The sequence below is a fragment of the Aeribacillus composti genome (assembly GCF_007827555.1).
In the GTDB taxonomy this organism is placed as follows: Bacteria; Bacillota; Bacilli; order Bacillales; family Aeribacillaceae; genus Aeribacillus; species Aeribacillus composti.
Genome location: NZ_VISS01000001.1, coordinates 108413 through 128881 on the forward strand (window position 1 = coordinate 108413; position 20469 = coordinate 128881).

The window sequence follows — 20469 nt, forward strand, 5'->3', positions numbered from 1 at the left end:
AAGTAAAGAAGAAAATTTCGTGGCATTCAATATTTTGCTTGACGGTATGTCGTGAAAAATAAGCAAAATTTTTTACAAGCCCCTCTCTTCAGCGGCTCCTTCAATGAATTAACGGGATCTGTTTCTTGTAAAGAAATGAACCAAGTAATAAAAAGCCGTGCCTGCTACAAGTGAAAGAATTAAGCCTAACCAGGTCGCTTCCGCTACAAATTTACTTCCCTCTATTTTGATGACATATAAGGGAAGGTTCAGAATCTTCGGACTTGATTCAATGTGGGTGATGCCGGATAACCGAATAATAAAAGGAGTTATTAGAACTATTAAAGCGTACAGAAAAACTAAACTGATTCCGCCCATAAGCGCTCTAAAGAAAGTTGTCATAACATCTTCCTCATTTCTTCTATTGCTTTTACAATTTTTTTCATCAGGCCATTTGAGGACAAAAAGAGCAAATTACATAACGATGTTAAAAATAACATCTTCACAAAAAAGCTGTCAGTCATATTTATTCACACTATCGACACTGCCATTGGAGCAAATGCACAAATTTATTTCAGAATTGAAATATATTACATAAAAATACTTCAAATTGATTATTTGCCGAAGTCCAATATTTTTCATCCCCTCTTTATAATTCATTGCGATATATCCCGTCTCATGAAAAATTGGAGGCCAGACTGCTAATAGCACTTTTATCATTTGAAAACAGGCCTTCTTAAAAAAATATTTTGAGAAATCAAGTATAGAAAAATCCCGCCTGCAACATATATAAAATCAATATAATAACTTTGCGAAATGAAATAATGTAAAAAAGAATCAATGATTGCCACAATGACAAGGATTATAATTAACGCTACAGCCTTATTCCCGTCATGAATTCTCGCTATAAATCCGGCAAAGGTTGAGAGCATTGTGACGAAAAAAATAGAAAAAATTCCGGTTAATTGCGGAAGAAAATCTTGATTTAATATAAAACAATTTAAAACTACAAATAAAAAATAAATCATAAAATTTACTGCTATTGCCATGAATATTCTCGGAAAAAAATAGACGGAAGCCGGTGCATTGATCATAAATATGGAAAGATTATATTGCCTAAAATGCATCCCAATACATAAAGGCAAAACAATCATAAGTTCTTTTAAACCTAAATTCATAATAAATGAATATACAATGGCAAAGGTCATTGCATCCGAGAAAATATAAACCCCTATGGTGAGAGCATAGAGAATCGAGAACATAAGAGCCATTTCCGCAAAAAGTCGATTTCGAAAATAATAGATTGCTTCCAATACAAAATGAATAACGTAATGATTAAGCTTAAATTCCTTGCTTTTTATTTTTTTAGGATAATTACCTGTATGGCTTTGCTGAAATAAACCAAATAAATACCTTCCCGATAAATTTTTTATCCCTATCCATAATATTAAAAGAGCGGCCAAACAACCGATCCAAAACAGAAAGCCGAAATTTCCTATACGCTCCGCCATATGTTTAGAAACAAAATGCAGCCCCCATATGATGGACATAAATAATAATGATTTGAAATAAAGTCCATCTTTATGTCTGCCCAGCCATTTTCCGACAATCAAAGAGGATAAAATCCAAATAAACAGGATGAACCAAAAAATAATAAACAACAAAAGAAGAACTAGAAAAATATGAAAGATATGTATTTGAATATGTTTTATATAAAAAGAAATGAGCAAAGGCAAAAATGCGAAAAAAATGAAGATGTTAAAAAAGACATATAACAAAAAATAGCTTCCCGCAACAAATTGACCCGCATTAATAGAAGTGTTTAAAAAGAAAAAGGCATACTCCTTTCTTTTTAGCTTTTCTCTGGAAAATATCATAAGGAAACATGCCAATAAGATGCTGAACACCAAAATTGAATCAAACGCGTCTGTCTTATTCAATGGAATGAAATCCAAATATTGAAATAAAATTAAGGCATATACGACATAAAGGAGAATCGCTCCTAAAACAACTGCCAATAAATGAGTCGGGTAGTTCAAAAAGATATTTTTTGCTTTTTTAACCTGCTTCGGAATCTCGATCCTCGCTATTATCTCGAACATCGGGGGCATTTAAAATCTCCTCTGCTTTCAAGTAATAATCCTTGTTTGCCTCTTCATATATTTCTTCCAAAGACATTCTGCCAAACTGCTCAAATACTTGATCCCGCGTACAATTTAATTTTACTTTTCCGTTTCGAAGCAAAATAACCTTGTCGTACAATTCTTCCCCAAAACTAAGGTGATGGGTGGACAATAGAATCCCGATGCCTTTTGTTTTTAAAAAATGAAGAGTTTTTCGCAAGATAATGACCATATCGGGATCCAGCCCGTTCGTCGGCTCGTCAAAGATGACAAATTCACTTCCTTTAAAAAGCTGTGAAACAATTTGTGTTTTTTTCTTATTGCCATGAGATAAATTGCTTATCGGTATATGCAGATACCTTTCAAGTTCAAAAATTTTTATAAGCTTTTCTAATAACTGATGGTCTACCTGATGTTTAAATGAGTTTTCGATTAAAGAGAAGTATTCTTTCGGCGTCAAATAATCGAAAAGAGCAATCTCATCTGAAATATAGGAAACATTTTTCTTCAAATAATCCACATCTTCAGAAACATTCAAATCAATCTTTTTGTTATTTACGGATAAAGTACCGACATAATCCATTAATCCAAAGAGTGATTTAATAATGGTTGTTTTCCCCGCCCCATTATGACCTAATAATAATGTGATTTGAGAAGGCATGATGGTCACTTCTATATTTTTCAGCTCAAATTCATCACCGTGTCTCTTGTGTTGAATATATAATGACAGCATTCTATATTCCCCGCTTTGCAGTTGATTGGAAACATTCAATTATGATAGATCGAAAGAGAGAAAACGGGATCATGTTTTCTATCCTTTTTTCTTCACGTAAATGCACTGTCCAGCGATCAACAATAACTGAAAATAGTTCTTTTATTTTGTATAAAGATACTTGTGCTAAAACCACTGCTTATCCCGATGAATAATGGAAAAATCTATTTTCTTTGTAAACTCTAAACTTCACTTTCATTTTTTGAATATTATATGAAATTTTCCAATTCATTGGTAATTTTATCAATACTTTTTTCTTTTTGTCAATTTTAATTTCCGATCATTTACAAACTTTATAGAAATTGTTTTTTCATAATAGATATAGAAGAAGTTTTCAAATGGTCATTTTTTAATAGAAAAAATCATAGGACGGCTGACTATTCAGGCAAGAGACCCAAAGTTTGCCGCCCGCTTCCATCAGAATCCGTGTCACCACGGACACCCCTTGCGTTATGCTAACTGCTGCTTCTGCCTTCAGAGCTCGGGACTTTCACCCTAGAGATTACACCCATGTCGGGCGCACCAAGAAACCCCCAAAGCACATGTGCTTTGGGGGTTGCCTATTTTATTTGTAAATAGCTTTGCGGTGACGAATCTTCAGCATCATTCCCATTGCTATCAGCAGCATGCCTATCAGCAGCCAGCGATACACATACGTTGCTGTATCCGGAAGTGATGCCGAAGCTTGATTCTCACTCACCTGTTCAAATTTCGTTCCATCCGTAGTTCCATCCGTACCAGAAGGATTATTTGTGCCGCCTGATCCGCTACCGTTGTTTCCATTATGATTTTCGTTTTCAGGATGAACTTCGTTACCCGAATGATCTTGATCTTTTTCTTGGCCGCCGCTTTCGGAAGGTGTTTTATGTTCTTTGCTGCCACCTTCGGAAGGTGTTTTATCGTCTTGACCACCTTTATCCCTGTTGTCTTTTTCCGGATCATTTCCGCCTTCTCCCGGATCAGCCGGATTTGGAACAATTTCACCTTCTTTCGTTTGGAAAGACCAAATCGATGAGCGCGTTTTACCGCCAAATTGATCTTCCGCTTCCGTGTACCAATAATACACTTGGTTTGGCTCTAAATCATGCCACATGACAGAGGCCACTTCGCCACTCGGAACGTTTTCGACTTTGCCGATCAAGCTGTCGGTATAGACGTTGACAACAAAAGAATCTGTTGCTACTTTTTTCTCTTGCGGTTGTAAATCGGTTTCAATGATAAATTCATCTTTTCCTGGATACTGTTCCGGATCGTAAAAGTTGTAGTCGTCTAAATAAGGCGAATATGTTTTTACATAAATTTGATTCGTATCTGTATTGAAATGCAGCAAACGGATATAGCCCTGGCCGCCCTCAGGACCGCCTTGATAATCAGCAAGTATTTGATATACTTTTCGGTCAGGCGCTCCATCTCCGTTATCATCAATCTCATCGACTAATGTCTCGCTGTCATGATAATGTCCGCATAATACCGCCATCACATTTTTATTTGGTTTAACAACTTTTTCAAAAATTTGATTTCCAATCGGACTGCGGTTTCCGCTGACTAGTAAATATTCATGGAATGCTAAAATTGCTTTCCGATCGGGATACTTTTCAAGCACCGAATTCACCCAGTCCAAATCTTCATCCGAAACGCCCCATCCCATATACACCATAATATAATCATTACCGTTCGCCGAAATTAAATCATAATGACCGCGGTTATTTTTATAAGAACCTCCATAATAGTCACGACCTGCAAACCGATTCTCGCCGAAATATTGATAATAATTGTCATAGCTTCCGTCTTTATGGCCAACATCATGATTGCCGGCTAGAACTCCATATCTGATTCCTGCATCATCTAGCACTTTCATAGCTTGATCGGCCACTGCCCATTGATTGTGATCATCTGCTTCATCGACTAGATCACCTGTATGAAATACATACTGAATATTGAGATTATCTTTTTGGTCTCGAATCCATTCGACTTGTTTTTGATAAATGTGTGGATAGCTTTCCGAATAATATTGCGTATCGCTCATCCATACAAACGTATAATCATAATCTATAGTTTGCGCGATTTGGTCTTGAACGATCACGCTCACCTTTTGGTTTTTCACATAGTCTTTCGCAATTACGCTCCCTTTCAATTGAAATCTTTCTTCACCGGCAGTTTGTGAAGCAACTTCCTTCCATTTATTTTCTATATTGTTCCAGGCATACATCGTCACTTTTCGTCCCGGCAATGAAGAACCGTTCCAAATAAGTTCTATTTCATCATTTTCATCAACTTTTTGATCAACGGTAACGTTGAAGCGATGATACGGAAACTGCTCAGTTGATGTTGTTGCAAGCGCCTCGCCATCTACGTTTTCCAACTTCCTGCGTTCATCTTTCGAAAGAACTTTTTCGCCTTCAACTTGAAATCCAGCAGGCGGTTCTGTATCAGATGCATTTTGCAAAATATCTACATGTTCTTCATCTGATGCTTTATACTGAAAAGCTTGAAAGAAAGATACATCAAGATCGTCCATTGTCGGATCCGCCACCCTTACGGACAATTTAGCACTTAAAGCATCCTCATCTGTTTCGGAAAAATCAGGTAAGAGCGGATGTTCGTCCACTGTATAGAAAGTGACTTCGCTTTTTCCTTCATTGCCTGCCTCATCAATAGCTGTAATGACAAGTTGATGTTTGCCTGATTGAAGCTGTGCTGACGAAGCTGCAAATGGAAGATCGATATATTGATCATCTAATTTGGCAGTGATCGATCTAATTTTACTCCATTTATCTTGAATTTCAGCATCAATAACAAAAGGTCCTTTATATTTTTTTCCTTCCTCAATAGTTGGTTTAATGATTGGCATTGTGTTATCGACAATAACTGTCGATTTCACTTCATTCCCCTTTTGGTCAACTGCTTTCACTTCATGCTCGCCATCTTCTTCATTTTCGCTGTTCCATAAGTAACCGAGGGAAGTAAATTTTTCATCCGGAATATTGAACGTAAATTCGACAACCGGGCTTAATCCGGCACTGTCGCCGACGGAAATCTCCTGTTTTTGATCTTGATGCTCGCTGCTGTATAGAGTTGTGCCGTCAGATAAAACTAATCGCACATTTTTTACATAAAAATCATCTCGATTTTCTTCAGATGTTTCATCAAATGGACTGACCTTTGTGCCTGCCCTAATCGCAATTGATAAATCTTCACCGATTTTCAGCCTTTCCGACGAAATCGGAACCGTAATTGTTGTATATTGATTAATGGTGTCATCAAATATTCTCAAAATGTCATTTCCTATCGTCACACCGTTTTGAAAATAAAGATTCGTTTTACGAACATCAAAGGCAAAATAAACGTCTGATTCAATCGTGCGGAAAGTATTTGTTTGTTTTGCTCCATCAATATATAAGGAAACCTCCTCAGGTGTAAGATCGCCTGTTGCCTTCACTACGGTTTCTTTTGAAACAATTTGTCCATTTTCTACATTTAACCGCAATCCCTGCTTCTTATTTGCATTTCCAATTTGAACGGTAAACTTAGGAGACTCCTTGATATTCACTCCATCGCCAGCGACAAAATAATACTCTACTACATTTTTCCCAATTAATTCAGGCGAATAAATCGTATATTCATATAATCTCGAATTATAGTTTTCTTCTAAATTCACTTTTTTAAATGGTTCTTGTATTTTTGTCCGGTAGTATAAAGAAACGGTTTTGACTTCGATATTATCTTTTACTTCCGCTTTGATGAAAATATTATCCGTTTCCATGGCTTTTTCAGTATTTGTTAAATTTTCAATAGTTGGCGCCATTGAATCGGCTGGAACAGTTACTTTCACTTTCGGAGTTTGTCCGTCTTTTACCGATCCGGGTGTAGCCGCTTCAACGCCGGCACTAATTTTTTTCATTATATTGCTTCCATCCGCAGGATATTTGTACAAAATCCCTTTGTCCTCTTTAGTATCATCAATATTTACCTGATCATTATAATGAGCAACGGAAATTTCTTTTCCGCTGTTTGTGGCAATTACTAATGATCTCGCACTACTGTTGGCCATCCCGTTATTATAAATTTTCACAATGTTTTTATTCTCTTCTAACGAAACACCATAATGTTTATTAAAATCTTCAACAGCGAACGATGCATTCCCTTGATTGATGATCCAAAATACAAGCGTCCCACCTGAAGGAATTTGCAGTGATTGATCATCATTAGGAGGTCCCCAAATAAGATCGGATTCTGCACCTTCCTGCGGATATCGATAACGGATTTTGTAGTCTTTAAAGTCAATGGTCTGATTAGTATTATTATAAATTTCAATAAATTCATAACCGTCCAACCCATTTATATTGGCGCTGTCCGGAACTACTTCAGTAATGAGAAGTTTTGGGACTTTTTGATAATCAATATTGGGAGTTTTGAGTTGAACATGGTGTTCCTCTGTTTTGACCGTGTTTGTTCCATCTGATGCCTCTATGTAATATAGGAGTTCGCTTCCCCACATGTCCGCACTGGGAATCGCCGCCCTATATTCATTTTGATTTCCGTTTTCAGTCATTTGAAGGGATTTGTATGCTCCATTTTCCGTCAATTTATAAAATAATGTGACATAACGGACTTTTTTATTATCAGTAACTGTAGCTTTTACAATTAATGGTTCCTCGCTTTCCCATTCTGCTATTGGCTGATGTGTAATGACAGGAACTTCTTTGTCATCAGGTTCTTCAATGACGACAGGTGTCTTCGGCACTTGCCCTTCGATGAATGCACCTGGATTGGCTTTTTCACTTAAGCCAATTTTTTTCATTTTCGTCCCTTCCGTAAATTGATAAATGATTCCTTTATCTCTTTCAACATCATCAGCTCCATCATTATATGCTGCTGCAGATACTAATGAACCATCCTTTGAATAAACAGCTAATGCCCGGATGCCGCTGTTAGCCATTCCTTCAAATGGCAAGGCTTGGACTTCGCTTTCTTTCAAATTCGTTCCGTAAAATTGATTAAAATCTTCCAATCTTAAAGATTGATTAGAACTATTTTTCACCCAGAGAATGAAAGTTTTTTGCGGAGCTATTACTTGATTATCCGAAAATTGAAAAACTTGATCGGCTTTTGCTGTACCCGGATATTGATAATGAAGTTCATAATTTCGCAATTCAATCGGCTTGTTGGTATTGTTGTAAAGCTCAATAAATTCATATCCGTCAGCACTTCCGACATTTGACGTGTCTGGAGCCAGTTCGGTGATTAAGATTTTCGGAACTTTTTGATAATCCGGTTCCGCATCTTGTTGAATAGCTACTGAAAATGTTTCAGAAGAATTTATTGGAAGTCTTGTTGTTTCTGTCTCATTTTTCCCTTCAAACCAATAAGAAAAAGTATAAGACCATAAGTCGCTTTCTGGTACAGTTGCCGTAAAGGTTGTATCATTTATTTTCTCCATTTTCATGCTTTTCACAAGCATACCCGGAGCTGTACGATAAAACAATGTCAACTCTGCAAGGTCTTTTCCTTCCGCATCAATTTTAAGCGGCCGGCCTTTTTGAATAACTGCCGGTGGCTGATGAACGATTTCCAGTGGCAGTGTAACAGCTTGCTGTTCAAGTTGGGGGGTAGATTGTGAATTTGCTTCTGGTTCTTGTTTTGAAGTTTCGGGAACTGTATCAGTATCTTGCTGTTCTGGTTTTTGCTGCTTTTGTTCACTTTCATTAACCGGAAAAGATGGATGATCCCCTCCTTTTGCAGGTTCTTTCACTTCTTCATTTGCTGCATCAGGCTGTCTTTCATCACTTTTGTCCTGTTGAACTTCGTTTTGCTGAGAGTTGTTTTCTTCAACATTTGGCTCGCTGTCATTTTGATGAAGCGGTTGTTCTTGATTTGGTTTATCCGTTGATTTCGTTTGTTTCTCCATCTGCTGCTCGGCGTTTCCTGCAACTGTTGCTGTTGCATACGTATGTATCGGTGTTAACACGGAAACAAGAACAAGCAAAACAGCGGAAGCTCCAGCCAGCATAGAGCGTCTCTTTCTTTTTTTCAAATAAAACTCCTCCCTAAAATTTTCTAACCTCAAATTATTGTAATATCGAAATATTTAGTTGATTTTAATTATTTGTAAATTTTTGTCTAATTTTCGTTCAGTTTAAAATAGAAAAATAGGAGAATTTCCATGATATAATTCTAGAAAAGTATATTTGAAAGGAGCATGTTTCGTGGCAAATCCATTCATCGGTTATATCGGTACATATACGAAAGGTGAAAGCAAAGGCATTTACAAATTTACATTGGACACTGAGAAAAAAGAGCTTAGTGAAGCTAAAGTAGCAGCAGAGCTTGACAATCCGACATATGTCGCGATTTCCAAAGACAATCAAAATTTATATTCGGTTGTTAAAGACGGAAATTCAGGGGGGCTTGCTGTTTTTTCCATTGACGAACAAACAGGCGATCTGCAAAGCATCAACCGACAAGTGACGGAAGGACCTTCTCCGTGCCACGTCAGCGTCAACAAAGCAAACCATTTCGTCGTCACCGCTAATTACCATCGCGGAACGATCGAGGCTTACTTGCTGAATGAAGACAAAAGCGCAAATCCAGCGGCAAGCGTTGCAGAACATACAGGTTCAGGCCCTAATCTTGAAAGGCAAGAAAAACCGCACGCTCACTATTCGGGGTTTACACCAGATGAAAAATATGTTGTAGCTGTTGATTTAGGAATTGACCAAATTATTACCTACTCTTGTGATCAAGGTGTTTTAAAGAAGGTGAGCAGCCTTTCTGTTAAACCTGGAAGCGGCCCTCGCCATATCGTCTTTCATCCAAACGGAAAATTCGCTTACGTGATGACGGAATTAAGCAATGAAGTGATCGTTCTTTCTTATAATGCAGATGAAGGAAGCTTTCAAGAGCTGCAATACATCCCAGCAATTCCGGAAGATTTCGCAGAAAACAGCCAAGGCAGCGCCATTCACATTTCTTCCGACGGCAAGTTCGTTTATGCTGCTAACCGCGGCCATGACAGCATTGCTGTTTTCAAGGTAGAAAATGATGGGGGCAAGCTTGAATTTGTTGAATGGACAAGCACCGGCGGCCATTGGCCTAGAGACTTTGTCCTTGATCCGACAGAAAGATTTGTGATCGCCACAAACCAAGAATCAAGCAACGCCGTCTTATTTGAACGCGATCCTGAAACCGGCAAATTGACACGCTTGCCATCAGAAATTTCCGTGCCTGATCCGGTTTGCGTGAAATTTCTTCATCAAGGCTAAAAAAATGTCTTTGCAATCTATTTTCACCTTTACGAAAAGAAGGCTCATCTTGTTTTAAAACAAGACGAGCCTTTCAAATTTTTATAAAACTGGCACCTTCCATCAGACTTTTAATTTAGGAGCCTACTGGTGTTGGTCAACTTCGATCACAGTGCGAATCCCTAGTGAAAGAGTATAAAAACGGTGAAGTGCTGCTCAATCCGTTTGCCTCCAACTTATTAATTCAAATCTTATCGTCGTCCGATACAGAGCGTTTCAAACAATCTAGTTTTCCTCCAACTTATTAATCCAATTCCAGAGCTCGAAAGAAAAATCGTCATGGAAGCACCCTTCTTTTAAGCTGACCGCTTATGATCCATAGGACAACAAATGTTGCAAACCTTTATGACATCTTCATTCATGATTCCTATAGAAAAGAAACGGAAACAGCTTTCTACAAAGCTTGCAGTATTATAGTGAAGAAGCATAGCCTCCGTGTTTAAAATTAGAATAGCCGAATTGTCGCTCGGCTATTTCCACGAAGAGGTTATTTCCTGCTTAACAGGGGCAAAATCTCAACATGGTTTCGCTAATACTTGGATTATGTAAAAGATGACGAAGACGAAAAAGAGAACAAAATTTCAACAAGATTGCGCCAATATGCACCAATAATTTTGAAAAGCCGCAATCAGCTACACTGACAGATTTGGCAGTGACGAAAACTGTAAAAAGCTACTTAGCTTCCTTTTGCGCAATATTCCCGTTACGGACATTGGCGATGCCTTCTTTGCATACACCGTGCGGAAGCCAGGAGCAATTCGCACATAAGTAATCTAAGTCGTCAGGGACTACTTTTTGGGCCGTGAGCCCCATTAATTCCGATTTTAAGTAAATCCCATTTTCTTCAATGCCTAAATGGCGGATTACTTTTTGATCCATGGAAATCACATGCTCATTTGAATTCGGATCCGCTTGGCACGTCGATTCTCCATGGTGCGGACATGCCATGCACGCATCATCAAGTGCAGAGACGACTTGAATGGGAAAGTCTTGCTCTTCATCACGAATTTTTGTAACTACTTCCCACATCTTCTCTACAAACGATGGACTATATCCCATTCCGCGAAATCCGTGCACACATAATAAATGATGCCCCCGTAAGCGAAGCGGCTTCATACATTTCTCCTCCCCTTTTTCTATTACTCCCATCTTATGAGAAAAAGCACCAGCCTACAACATAAACGTGAAAAAACATTGCATCCTTTAAAATTAAAATACAAGCGTCACAACGAAAAAGCGAGCAAAAGCTTGTTCCAAATTCACAAGCTATTGATAAGAAGCCCTCTTTCCTAATCTGTTATCTATTGATCAATATTGTTTTACCCACTTTAAATGGAGCCGCTCCTTTTCCAGCGTCTTGATATGAGGAAGGGGCTTTTTTGCGTTCAAAAAGGAAGAATTAGGCTTCTTTTCCAACATCTCAATATGAAAAGGAAGATGTGATAGGCGAACTTTCCGCCCCGAAGCTTTCAGTTGAAAAATTCCTGTTTAAAGCCTATGTGTACATAGAAGCAGCTTAAAAATGGCAAATCAAGACGAGTTTGTCCTTTTTTTGCACCTTTAAGGGATCAGCTTTTTATTTTGCATTTTACGACGGCTGTTTTCCCTTCCCTTTTTTATATGCGGCATATAAGAAAAGGATAAACAAAACTGGGACTCCGACCAAAATGGAAATAAAAGGGATGCTCGCGCCTTTTTGTTCGTCCAGTTTAAAAATCTCCGATGTTTCCCGTTCCAAAGTGATCGTGTATCCGTCCTTTGAACTTTTTATGCTTCCCCCTTTTAAATACCCTCTCAATTCGTGATTATCCGGCAAATATCGAAATCCGATCGTTACGCTTTTTGTTTGCGATGTGTTGTTAATGGCAATAATGGATGTTTCATCACCGCTTTTTAATTGATAAACGAGCATGCCGTCCTTTTCATACAACAAATGATATTGCCCTGTTCGGAGAGAAGGCAGGATTTTGCGAATGTCGGCTAAATTTGTTATGTACTCGACTATTTCGGTGCTCGTGCGAAAATCCATCATCCGATAATTGACTGCTCCATTTCCGCCATCCAATGCAATCTCCGTCCCGTAATAAACAAAAGGAACAGCCGGTAAAGTATATAAATACGTCAAGGCAAGTTTTAATCTTGTCACTGGAAACGCTTCATTCTCAACAGCTTTTCTTGTAAAACGAACGATATCCTCGTCATCTAAAAACGAAACGACAGGCAGATTGGATTGCGTAAACCCGTCCAATCCTGAAAGCGGTTCATCCACATTCGAAAATGATTTTTGCACATTTTTCGCAAAATAGGTATTCATCACGGCATCGATTCCACTGTTTTGATATGTATTCGGATCACCCCCGCCAATATCTGCCACTAAAACGAAATCTTTTTTGACAGACTTAACTTCTTCAGCCATTTTTTTAAAAAATTGAGGTTCAGTTCGATTCGCGTCAATCAACCGATACCCGTCAATATCACTTTGTTTGATCCACCATTTAGCGACATCGATTATAAATGCTTGAACGTCGGGGCGAGAAACATCGAATGTCGTACTTCCTTCAACAAACCATTCTTTTTTAGCTGGATCAGACAGCCAAGGGTGGTTCGGTCCTGTTTCGAAAACAAAATCTATCATGACCTTTAGATCACGTTTATGTGCTTCCTTTGTCAGCTGTTTTAAATCCTGCATTGTTCCAAAATGCTCGTCCACTTTTTTAAAGTCTTTCACCCATTTCCCATGAAAGCCGTTTGCCTCATTTTGAAATATTGGTGATAATGAAACGATTGTAAAGCCCATTCCTTTTATGTAATCCAGCTTTTTGATCACCCCTTGCAAGTCACCCCCAAGAAAATGTTCAAGACCGCCCTTTCTTTCGCCGTCATTGGCCGTCGTTCCATTGTAAAAGCGGTCAACTGCTACGTGATAAATTGACTCATCCTGCAAGTTTACAGCGCTAGCAGTCGCTGAAAAACAAAAAAGCAATGAAACACACAAAATGAAGATCAATCCTTTTTTCACTCGTCAAAATCCTCCTTATGTCAGCAAAATCCATGCTTGTCGCTCAATTCATCTAAGTTCGCCGCTTCAACTCTTCCGCAAAATCGGCAAGCGGTGTTGCATCTGTTTTGGTTTGCTGTCAATCTTCTCATCGAATGTATGTAATGTTTGATGGGATTTATCCCCTTTTCCGATGAGTTTTTCTTTATAAGCCTCGCGAATCACTCGCTGGCTTATCCCCGTTTCATTTGAAAGAGCCTTTATTCCTTCCATGCTAACTGAAAAATAAGTTTACATGTTTGAAATCATTGCGTTACCTACATCATTTTGCCTGGATTGCGCCACGATCAAACAGTTCGTCAACGTATTCAAAAAGTTAGGTCAGTTAATTTTTCATTCATGATCTTCTTGAACTATTATCTTACAACATGAACCGTACCAGGCCAAATTCGGATCTTATTGTAAGCTTCTCTCCCTGCTTGATTCCTAGACATTAGAAAATTTTTTGAAAACGTTCATCATTTTCATAAAAATCTTTTTTCTACCGATGAATCATTCAGTTTCTACAAAATGTTTATATATCTCTCCCCTCCCGCTCCCCTTGCAGATCATTTTTGAATTTCATTATAAAAAACATTATAACATGCTGAACATGTTTGTCCTTCTTTATTATAAAAAGCAAGGGGGTGTCTAATAAGTCGTTTTTACGGCTTATTGACGCCCCCATTAATGTGTTAGAAACGTTGATATATCGGTGTGTATGATTTTTTGTTTTCAAGGCGATTTGACTTTCTAAGACAGCCTCATTTTCCCTAAATTCATCAAATGATATTAATCCGGTACTTTTCAAACCAAATGTGAATTTGCCAAAGATAGGCTAACAGCTGCGGTCCCGTCATCAGCTGTCCGTACCATGGGCGTTGAAAAGATGCACCGTCTGTCTCTACTAATTTATTTAATGCAATCCCATCGAAAAGCTCGTGCAATATGGAGTCTTTCATGGCCAATACGTTTTCAAGCTGTTCTTTTACAAGCTTCGTATATTTCGGATGATGTGTTTTCGGATACGGGCTTTTTTTCCTGTAGACAACCTCCTTCGGCAAAAGATCTTCTAAGCTTTTCCGTAATAGGCCTTTTTCCCGATCGCCATATCGTTTCCATTCCCACGGAATATTCCAGACGTATTCGACAAGCCGGTGATCTGCAAACGGAACGCGCACTTCAAGCGATGCACCCATGCTCATGCGATCCTTTCGGTCAAGCAATGTTGTCATAAACCATATCATATTTAAGTAAAAAAGCTCCCGCCTTTTTCTTTCCGTTTCAGGTTCTCCATCTAAAACAGGTGTTTCTTCAATCGTTTTTTCATATTGCCTTAAAGCATATTCTTTTATATTCAGCTTTTTTTGCCAATCGTTCCGGAGCAGCTTGATCCGCTCATCTAATGAACGAATCCACGGAAATCCTTCTCTTGCCAATTCCTCAGGACGATAAAACCACGGATATCCGCCGAAAATTTCGTCCGCACATTCTCCCGACAAGCTCACGACAAAGTCCTTATTAATTTGCCGGCAAAACCAAAGAAGTGAAGAATCGACGTCCGCCATCCCCGGAAGATCACGGACTTCAACTGCTTCCTGCAAATATGAGACAAGCTCTTCCTGTGTCATGATACATTCGTGATGAATGGTTTGAAAAGATTCCTTCATTAAATGAATCCAGTAGGCATCAGCATTCGGCTGAAACTCGCTTTGTTGAAAATACTCAGAATTCCCTTCGTAATCAATTGAATAAGTATGAAGATGCCCCTTTCCTTCCTTTTCAAATGTCCTGGCGGCAATCGCTGTAATGGCGCTCGAATCCAATCCTCCCGATAAAAACGTGCATAGCGGAACATCGCTGACAAGCTGTCTTGTGACGGCATCTATTAGTAATTCACGCACTTTTTCGACCGTTTCTTCAAAAGAATCCTCATGCGGATGGCTTTTAACGTTCCAATACCTCCATATTTTTAAGCCATCTCGACTAAAAACGAGGGCATGGGCGGGTCTAAGCTCTTCGATTCCTTTAAAAACGCCTGAACCTGGAGATCTCGACGGCCCCAGCGCCATAATTTCTTGCAGCCCTTCCTGATCGAGCAAAGCATCGACTTCAGGATTGGCTAAAAGGGCTTTTATTTCAGAAGCGAACAGAAAATTACCGTTGTTTTCATAAAAAAAGAGCGGTTTAACGCCAAGACGGTCGCGTGCTATAAATAATTTTTCATCTGCTGAATCCCAAACGGCAAAAGCATAAATTCCGTTTAAATGGTGCACACATTCTTCTTTCCACTCCATGTATGAAGCTAAAAGAACTTCCGTATCTGAGTGGCCGCGAAACGTATAGCCTTTTTTCAATAATTCTTTGCGAATATCTTCCGTATTGTATAGCTCGCCGTTATAACAAATCGTGTAGGAATTATCTTCTTTTTGTTTTGTCATCGGCTGTCGACCGCATTCCGGGTCAATGACAACAAGTCTTTTATGCCCGAACAATACGTGCTTCTTTCCCCAAATATTTGTATCATCAGGCCCTCTTTTGCTTAACGTGTCAATCATGTCTTCCATTATTTCAGTATTTTGGAAAAGTGATTGTTGAAAATTTACCCAGCCAGCAATTCCACACATATGCTTATCACCCCACTATCTATAACATGAAAGATGTAGCTATTGTATGCAAAAAAAGTTCAATGTTACCTGCCCATTTGTATAAAAAGAAAGCATTTTGTCTAAAACAATCAATAAAAAGTATTGAGGTGTTCATATTGTTTTCGGACATAAAAAATGACCTTCTCCATAAACAAAAAAGGAGTTTTCGGACCGCAACCGTTGAAATGCTTCAAGCAGAACCGATTTTGATCGATGATGAAGATGATGAACAGATTTCTCTTGATGATTTAAACGATCAGCACATTGAACTTTTGAAAAACGGCCGATGGGTTGATATTGGACATAATAAGGAAGAATACTTGCGGTCAGGCGGAAAAATTCGAATCAAGAAGACATTCCCCTATGCATTTCATTCTTTTTTAAATGAATTGGATGATGAAAGCTTTATAATGTTTGTACACCATTTAAATGCTTTATCCTTTTCCGTTTATGACATCATTTACTGCCACAATCAATTGTTGTATCACCATGGAAACAAACCGATGAAAGGCGCTTCTGTTTTTATATTTGATAATACGGATTCTCTTTGTGCAGTTCAGCATTTTTTCCATCGGGGAGACAAACAAAAAGACCTGTTTGAATTCACTGTAAGCACAGGGGAACGAAGCTTTGTCAGCTCTATTTCATAACTGCAATTCAAGGAAAAAAGGATTTAGTTAAAAAGTACTTTTAAGACAGTCGGAGTAATGAAAGCTTTGCAATTGATAGGGGGAGTGCAGAAATAGTCATTTAAATTTTTTAAGGAGACACATAAAAAACAGCTGCAGCCTGATAATGCTGGATATTCAAAAAGATGCTATTCGTTCGAATTGTCATCCTGTGGCTAAGTATTTATTCAATGATGGGCGAAACAGACCGGCTGCCCAACATCAATGTAGACTGCGCTACAGAAAAATGTTTATAAAAACAAAAATATGAACCTAAAACATTAGGATATTTACAAAAAGAAAGTAAACGTAAGCATCGCCTGCATTGAAACTTTTTTCCAATCATGGAATTTCGTCCAACTTTTTGGCGATTAGCAAGGTTTCAATGAACTCATATCGAATTAATATTCAAGCCTTAATAAAAAACGAGATAAGGGGAGTTTCATAATTTGGGGTGGTTATTAGCTATTCCATTTATTTTGCTTGGAGCTTTTTTATTTTCATTAACCATTGATGATATAAAATATAGGCCATATAATTCTAATAATTATAGGATTTGGATGTTTTTTTAAGGCTGGTTTTTATTGTCAAAGACAAGAAAGAAAAATAATAGGGGGGTGTCTAATAAGTCGTTTTTACGGCTTATTGACGCCCCCATTAATGTTTTAGAAACGTTGATATATATCGGTGTTTATGATTTTTTGTTTTCAATGGCGATTTGACTTTCTAAGACAGCCCCAGCGAAATACGCTCCTATATTTTTGCATCAACATATTTTTTAAAAAGTAAGAGGCAGTCTAAATCCAAGCAAAATGACGAGAATCAGCACAATCCAAAAGCCGATCCAAATTCCTTTGGACGATTCGTTTCTCTTCTTTTTGCCCAAAACCATTTCCATAAGCCCGATCAAAACAATGGCAAGGAAAATTTTAGCGACATATTCCCCTACATAGTTGGCCATGCTGAACACATTATAGCGGAAAATTAATTCAAGTCCAGTTGCCAACACGATTAAATAAAAGATTCGCACAGCCATATGCAAACCTTTTGAAGGTTTGGCAAAGGCAATGAAAAACAAAATCAGCAAAATGACCCATGATGTAATATGCAAATGTGTCATAAATGCCCTCCCCCATCTATACTTGCAAGTCCACATTCATCATATCAAATGATCATCCAAAAACATAGCAATTACTATGATAAATAAAATGATTTCACTAAATTGACAAAGACGCACTAAAACGAAAGATTAAAGGGGCTCACTCTTGCCCGTCCTTTCGCTATTAAATTTCCTTGACTTTATTTCTCAACGTGCCAATTCCTTCTACCGTAATTTCGACAGTGTCGCCAGGCTTTAATAATTTCGGCGGATTGAAGCCTTTTCCGACTCCCGCAGGTGTACCTGTTGCAATGATATCTCCCGGCTCAAGAGTCATGCCTTGAGAAATGATGGAAATGATCCGTTTAATCGGGAAAATCATTTGATTTGTATTGGCTTGCTGCCGAATTTCGCCATTAACTTTCGTCTCGATAGACAGATGCTGTGGATTCGAAACGGCCGATTTATGTACAATATACGGTCCCATCGGGCATGATGTATCCAAGCTTTTTCCTAAAAAATATTGTTTGTGGCGAGCTTGCAAATCTCTTGCTGTGACATCATTGATGATCGTATATCCAAAAACGTAGTCATAGGCTTCTTCTTCGCGAATTTGTTTTCCTTTTTTCCCAATGACAACTGCAAGTTCCCCTTCATAATCAAGTTCGTCGGTTAAATAAAGATGTGGATCAATTTCTCCTTCATGAGCAATAACGGATGTTGAAGGTTTGGAAAACAGAATCAAATCGGAAGGAATATCACTTTCGCTTCCCATTTCCGCAACATGGTCACGGTAGTTTTTACCGACGCACATAATGTTTTTCTTCGGCCGTGGAATCGGTGCTTGGAGTTTAACAGCTGACAGCGGATAGACATATGTCTCCCTTTCTTTTTCCTTCGCAACCCATTCCTGTAATGCTTCAATATGGCGGACAAATTTTTCACCCATTTCAATGCACGCTTGCAGCGATGCAGGCGATATTTCCGATTCATAAAGCTTCAGTTCCGCTTTTTGAATATCAATAACCGAATCTTCGTTAAAAATTAGTCCGATAAACGTTCTGTCGTGAATATTTGCAGTGACAAGCTTCATGTTCTACCCCCAATTAAGATAAAGTTTTTTCGCATTATTTGCAGTTGTGCGCACAATATCTTCACGCGGCCTCTTTTTAATATTCGCCAATTTGCGGCAAATTTCCTTTAAAAATAACGGGGTTGTGTCTACATTTTTAAACGCTCCCCCATACCGCCAAGGGCCGTCCGTCTCAATAAGCAGCTGATCCATCGGAACTTGTTCAGCAAGCTGCTGATCGCGCAGGCGGTAGCAAACTTCCGGAGTCACAGAAATATAATAGTGTTGTTTAAAAATTTCCTTCATTACAGATGATGCCGCTTTAAGCCAATGAAAATGCGCTTTTTTCACTTGATGTTTTTGCAAAAGATGTAAAACTTTTTCCGCATCTTCATGCACTGCATGCAAGGCAACTGGCAGTGAATGTTCAACGCTGATTTTCAAAAATTCCTTCAAGACATCTATATAAGTTTGTTCCGAATACTTTGCAAATAATCGCTCTTTTTCATAATACGGCAAACCAATTTCCCCGACAGCTGAAATCGCCCTCTCTGTTCGAATCAGTGATAGAAGCTCTTCAAGCTCCCGTTCATCAAGAATCTCCTGTTCAGGGTGAAAGCCGGCAGCTGCTATAATAAAATCTTCATGTTTCTGCTTCAATTCAAGCGTTTTATAGGCGGATGTTAAATCGGTTGAAACGGCCACAACATGAGTAATGCCCGCTTCCTGCCACTTTTTGATTTGCTCATCAATAGTTTTTGGATCGTATTGATCCAAATGAATATGAGAATCGATCATTCTTCATGACTCCCATCGGGCGGAATGAAGCCTTGCCTAGAAATGAACAGCTGATCTTTCGCAAAAACATGTAAAAGTAAGTCTTTCACATATTCGATGTTTTCAGGCGAAAACCATTCTTCTTCTCCAATTTGCGAAAAAAGCTTTGACAAACCGAGCGCCTGCGATCGTCTTCCGCCGCTTCCATCTCCTAAAAAGAAATCATCTAAACAGACTCGTTTCGTCGCATTCCGTAATAGATTCGTAAAATTCGGAGAAAAAGGCAGTACAGGAGAAACTGCCGCCTGTGACGGAATGTTCTCTTCATTTAGTTTTTTAAGCGCATTGATCCTAGCTTGAATCGGCGGCGCCTTTGGAGAAAAAATTTTGCGCACATCATCTCTGTCCGTTTCAATGGTAATGCTGACAAGCACCCGATCCCCCAATTTTTGAAAGATATCAATATCTCTAGTGACAAGCGGGCTTCTCGTCTGGACAAATAAAAAGTCCGGAGGCATTTCTGCTATCACTTCAAGGAGCCTTCTTGTTCGTAATTCCTTCGCTTCCAGCGGCTGGTAAGGGTCTGTTGAGGATGACATGAAAATCGTCACTTTCCCTTTCTTCTTGGCCCGCTTCAATTCGCCTAAAAATTGGTTTGGCTTTTCATCCTTTATTTCAACCCATGTTCCCCACTCTTTTTTCTTAAACAATGCGACTGGAAGCTTTTGTACATAACAATAATGGCAGCCGTATGAACAGCCGACATACGGATTTAAACTGTACGAATACCCTTGCAAATAGCCGTTTGTTTTCGTTAAAAACGAGTTTGGATTTTTACGGGTAATTTCCATTCATTACATCCTTTCCCGCAGCGAAAAGATTATCTCATTCAATGAAAAAAATTTTGAAAAGAAAAACGGCCTCAAGGTTCACAGACAGCCCGCTTGCAAACCGGCCATTACCGCTTCCGTGAAGATAAGGACAGCTGTTCTC

General features: G+C 38.6%; 12 protein-coding genes. 2 read left to right on the forward strand and 10 right to left on the reverse strand.

All coding sequences use genetic code 11. The features are described 5' to 3' along the window. Window positions 1–695 precede the first annotated feature (695 nt). From FB379_RS18385 to FB379_RS00545, 3 genes are all read right to left on the reverse strand, one after another. The gene (locus FB379_RS18385) at window positions 696–2090 is read right to left on the reverse strand and encodes a hypothetical protein (RefSeq protein ID WP_158640142.1); all 1395 of its coding nucleotides are present in this window, start codon (window positions 2088–2090) and stop codon (window positions 696–698) included. Continuing rightward, the gene (locus FB379_RS00540; RefSeq protein ID WP_144596642.1) at window positions 2038–2835 is read right to left on the reverse strand and encodes an ATP-binding cassette domain-containing protein; all 798 of its coding nucleotides are present in this window, start codon (window positions 2833–2835) and stop codon (window positions 2038–2040) included. Before FB379_RS00540 ends, FB379_RS18385 begins: the two co-directional genes overlap by 53 nt. Before the next feature lie 604 nt (window positions 2836–3439). After that, window positions 3440–8908 (reverse strand): lamin tail domain-containing metallophosphoesterase family protein, encoded by a 5469-nt coding sequence (locus FB379_RS00545; protein WP_144596644.1) that lies wholly within the window; start codon window positions 8906–8908, stop codon window positions 3440–3442. 172 nt (window positions 8909–9080) lie between these two features. Here FB379_RS00545 and FB379_RS00550 point away from each other — a divergent pair, with 172 nt between their 5' ends. Then, complete coding sequence (locus tag FB379_RS00550; protein ID WP_144596646.1) at window positions 9081–10136, forward strand: lactonase family protein; 1056 nt, start codon at window positions 9081–9083, stop codon at window positions 10134–10136. A gap of 711 nt (window positions 10137–10847) precedes the next feature. On the opposite strand, the gene FB379_RS00555 is transcribed toward FB379_RS00550, so the two are convergent. The 3 genes from FB379_RS00555 to asnB all read right to left on the reverse strand — a co-directional run bounded on the left by FB379_RS00555 (window position 10848) and on the right by asnB (window position 15839). Further along, a complete protein-coding gene (locus FB379_RS00555; RefSeq protein ID WP_066250588.1) occupies window positions 10848–11291 on the reverse strand; it encodes a DUF1284 domain-containing protein in 444 nt (147 codons plus the stop codon). A gap of 472 nt (window positions 11292–11763) precedes the next feature. Beyond that, a complete protein-coding gene (locus tag FB379_RS00560) occupies window positions 11764–13194 on the reverse strand; it encodes an alpha-amylase family glycosyl hydrolase (protein WP_144596648.1) in 1431 nt (476 codons plus the stop codon). Window positions 13195–13994: 800 nt separating this feature from the next. Next, window positions 13995–15839 (reverse strand): asparagine synthase (glutamine-hydrolyzing), encoded by a 1845-nt coding sequence (gene asnB / locus FB379_RS00565; protein WP_144596650.1) that lies wholly within the window; start codon window positions 15837–15839, stop codon window positions 13995–13997. Window positions 15840–15976: 137 nt separating this feature from the next. Here asnB and FB379_RS00570 point away from each other — a divergent pair, with 137 nt between their 5' ends. Further along, complete coding sequence (locus FB379_RS00570; RefSeq protein WP_158640143.1) at window positions 15977–16510, forward strand: DUF2777 family protein; 534 nt, start codon at window positions 15977–15979, stop codon at window positions 16508–16510. Window positions 16511–17306: 796 nt separating this feature from the next. Here the strand turns inward: FB379_RS00570 and FB379_RS00575 are convergent. The 4 genes from FB379_RS00575 to FB379_RS00590 all read right to left on the reverse strand — a co-directional run bounded on the left by FB379_RS00575 (window position 17307) and on the right by FB379_RS00590 (window position 20327). Further along, entirely contained in the window at window positions 17307–17648 is a 342-nt protein-coding gene (locus tag FB379_RS00575; protein WP_063386645.1) for a YisL family protein, read from the reverse strand. 163 nt (window positions 17649–17811) lie between these two features. Continuing rightward, complete coding sequence (locus tag FB379_RS00580; RefSeq protein ID WP_063386644.1) at window positions 17812–18720, reverse strand: fumarylacetoacetate hydrolase family protein; 909 nt, start codon at window positions 18718–18720, stop codon at window positions 17812–17814. A gap of 3 nt (window positions 18721–18723) precedes the next feature. Beyond that, on the reverse strand, window positions 18724–19497 hold the full coding sequence (locus FB379_RS00585; protein WP_144596654.1) for a TatD family hydrolase: 774 nt from the start codon (window positions 19495–19497) through the stop codon (window positions 18724–18726). Further along, window positions 19494–20327, reverse strand: a complete 834-nt coding sequence (locus FB379_RS00590) for an SPL family radical SAM protein (RefSeq protein WP_144596656.1) — start codon at window positions 20325–20327, stop codon at window positions 19494–19496. The genes FB379_RS00585 and FB379_RS00590 overlap by 4 nt, the downstream gene beginning before the upstream one ends. Between the last annotated feature and the right edge of the window lie 142 nt (window positions 20328–20469).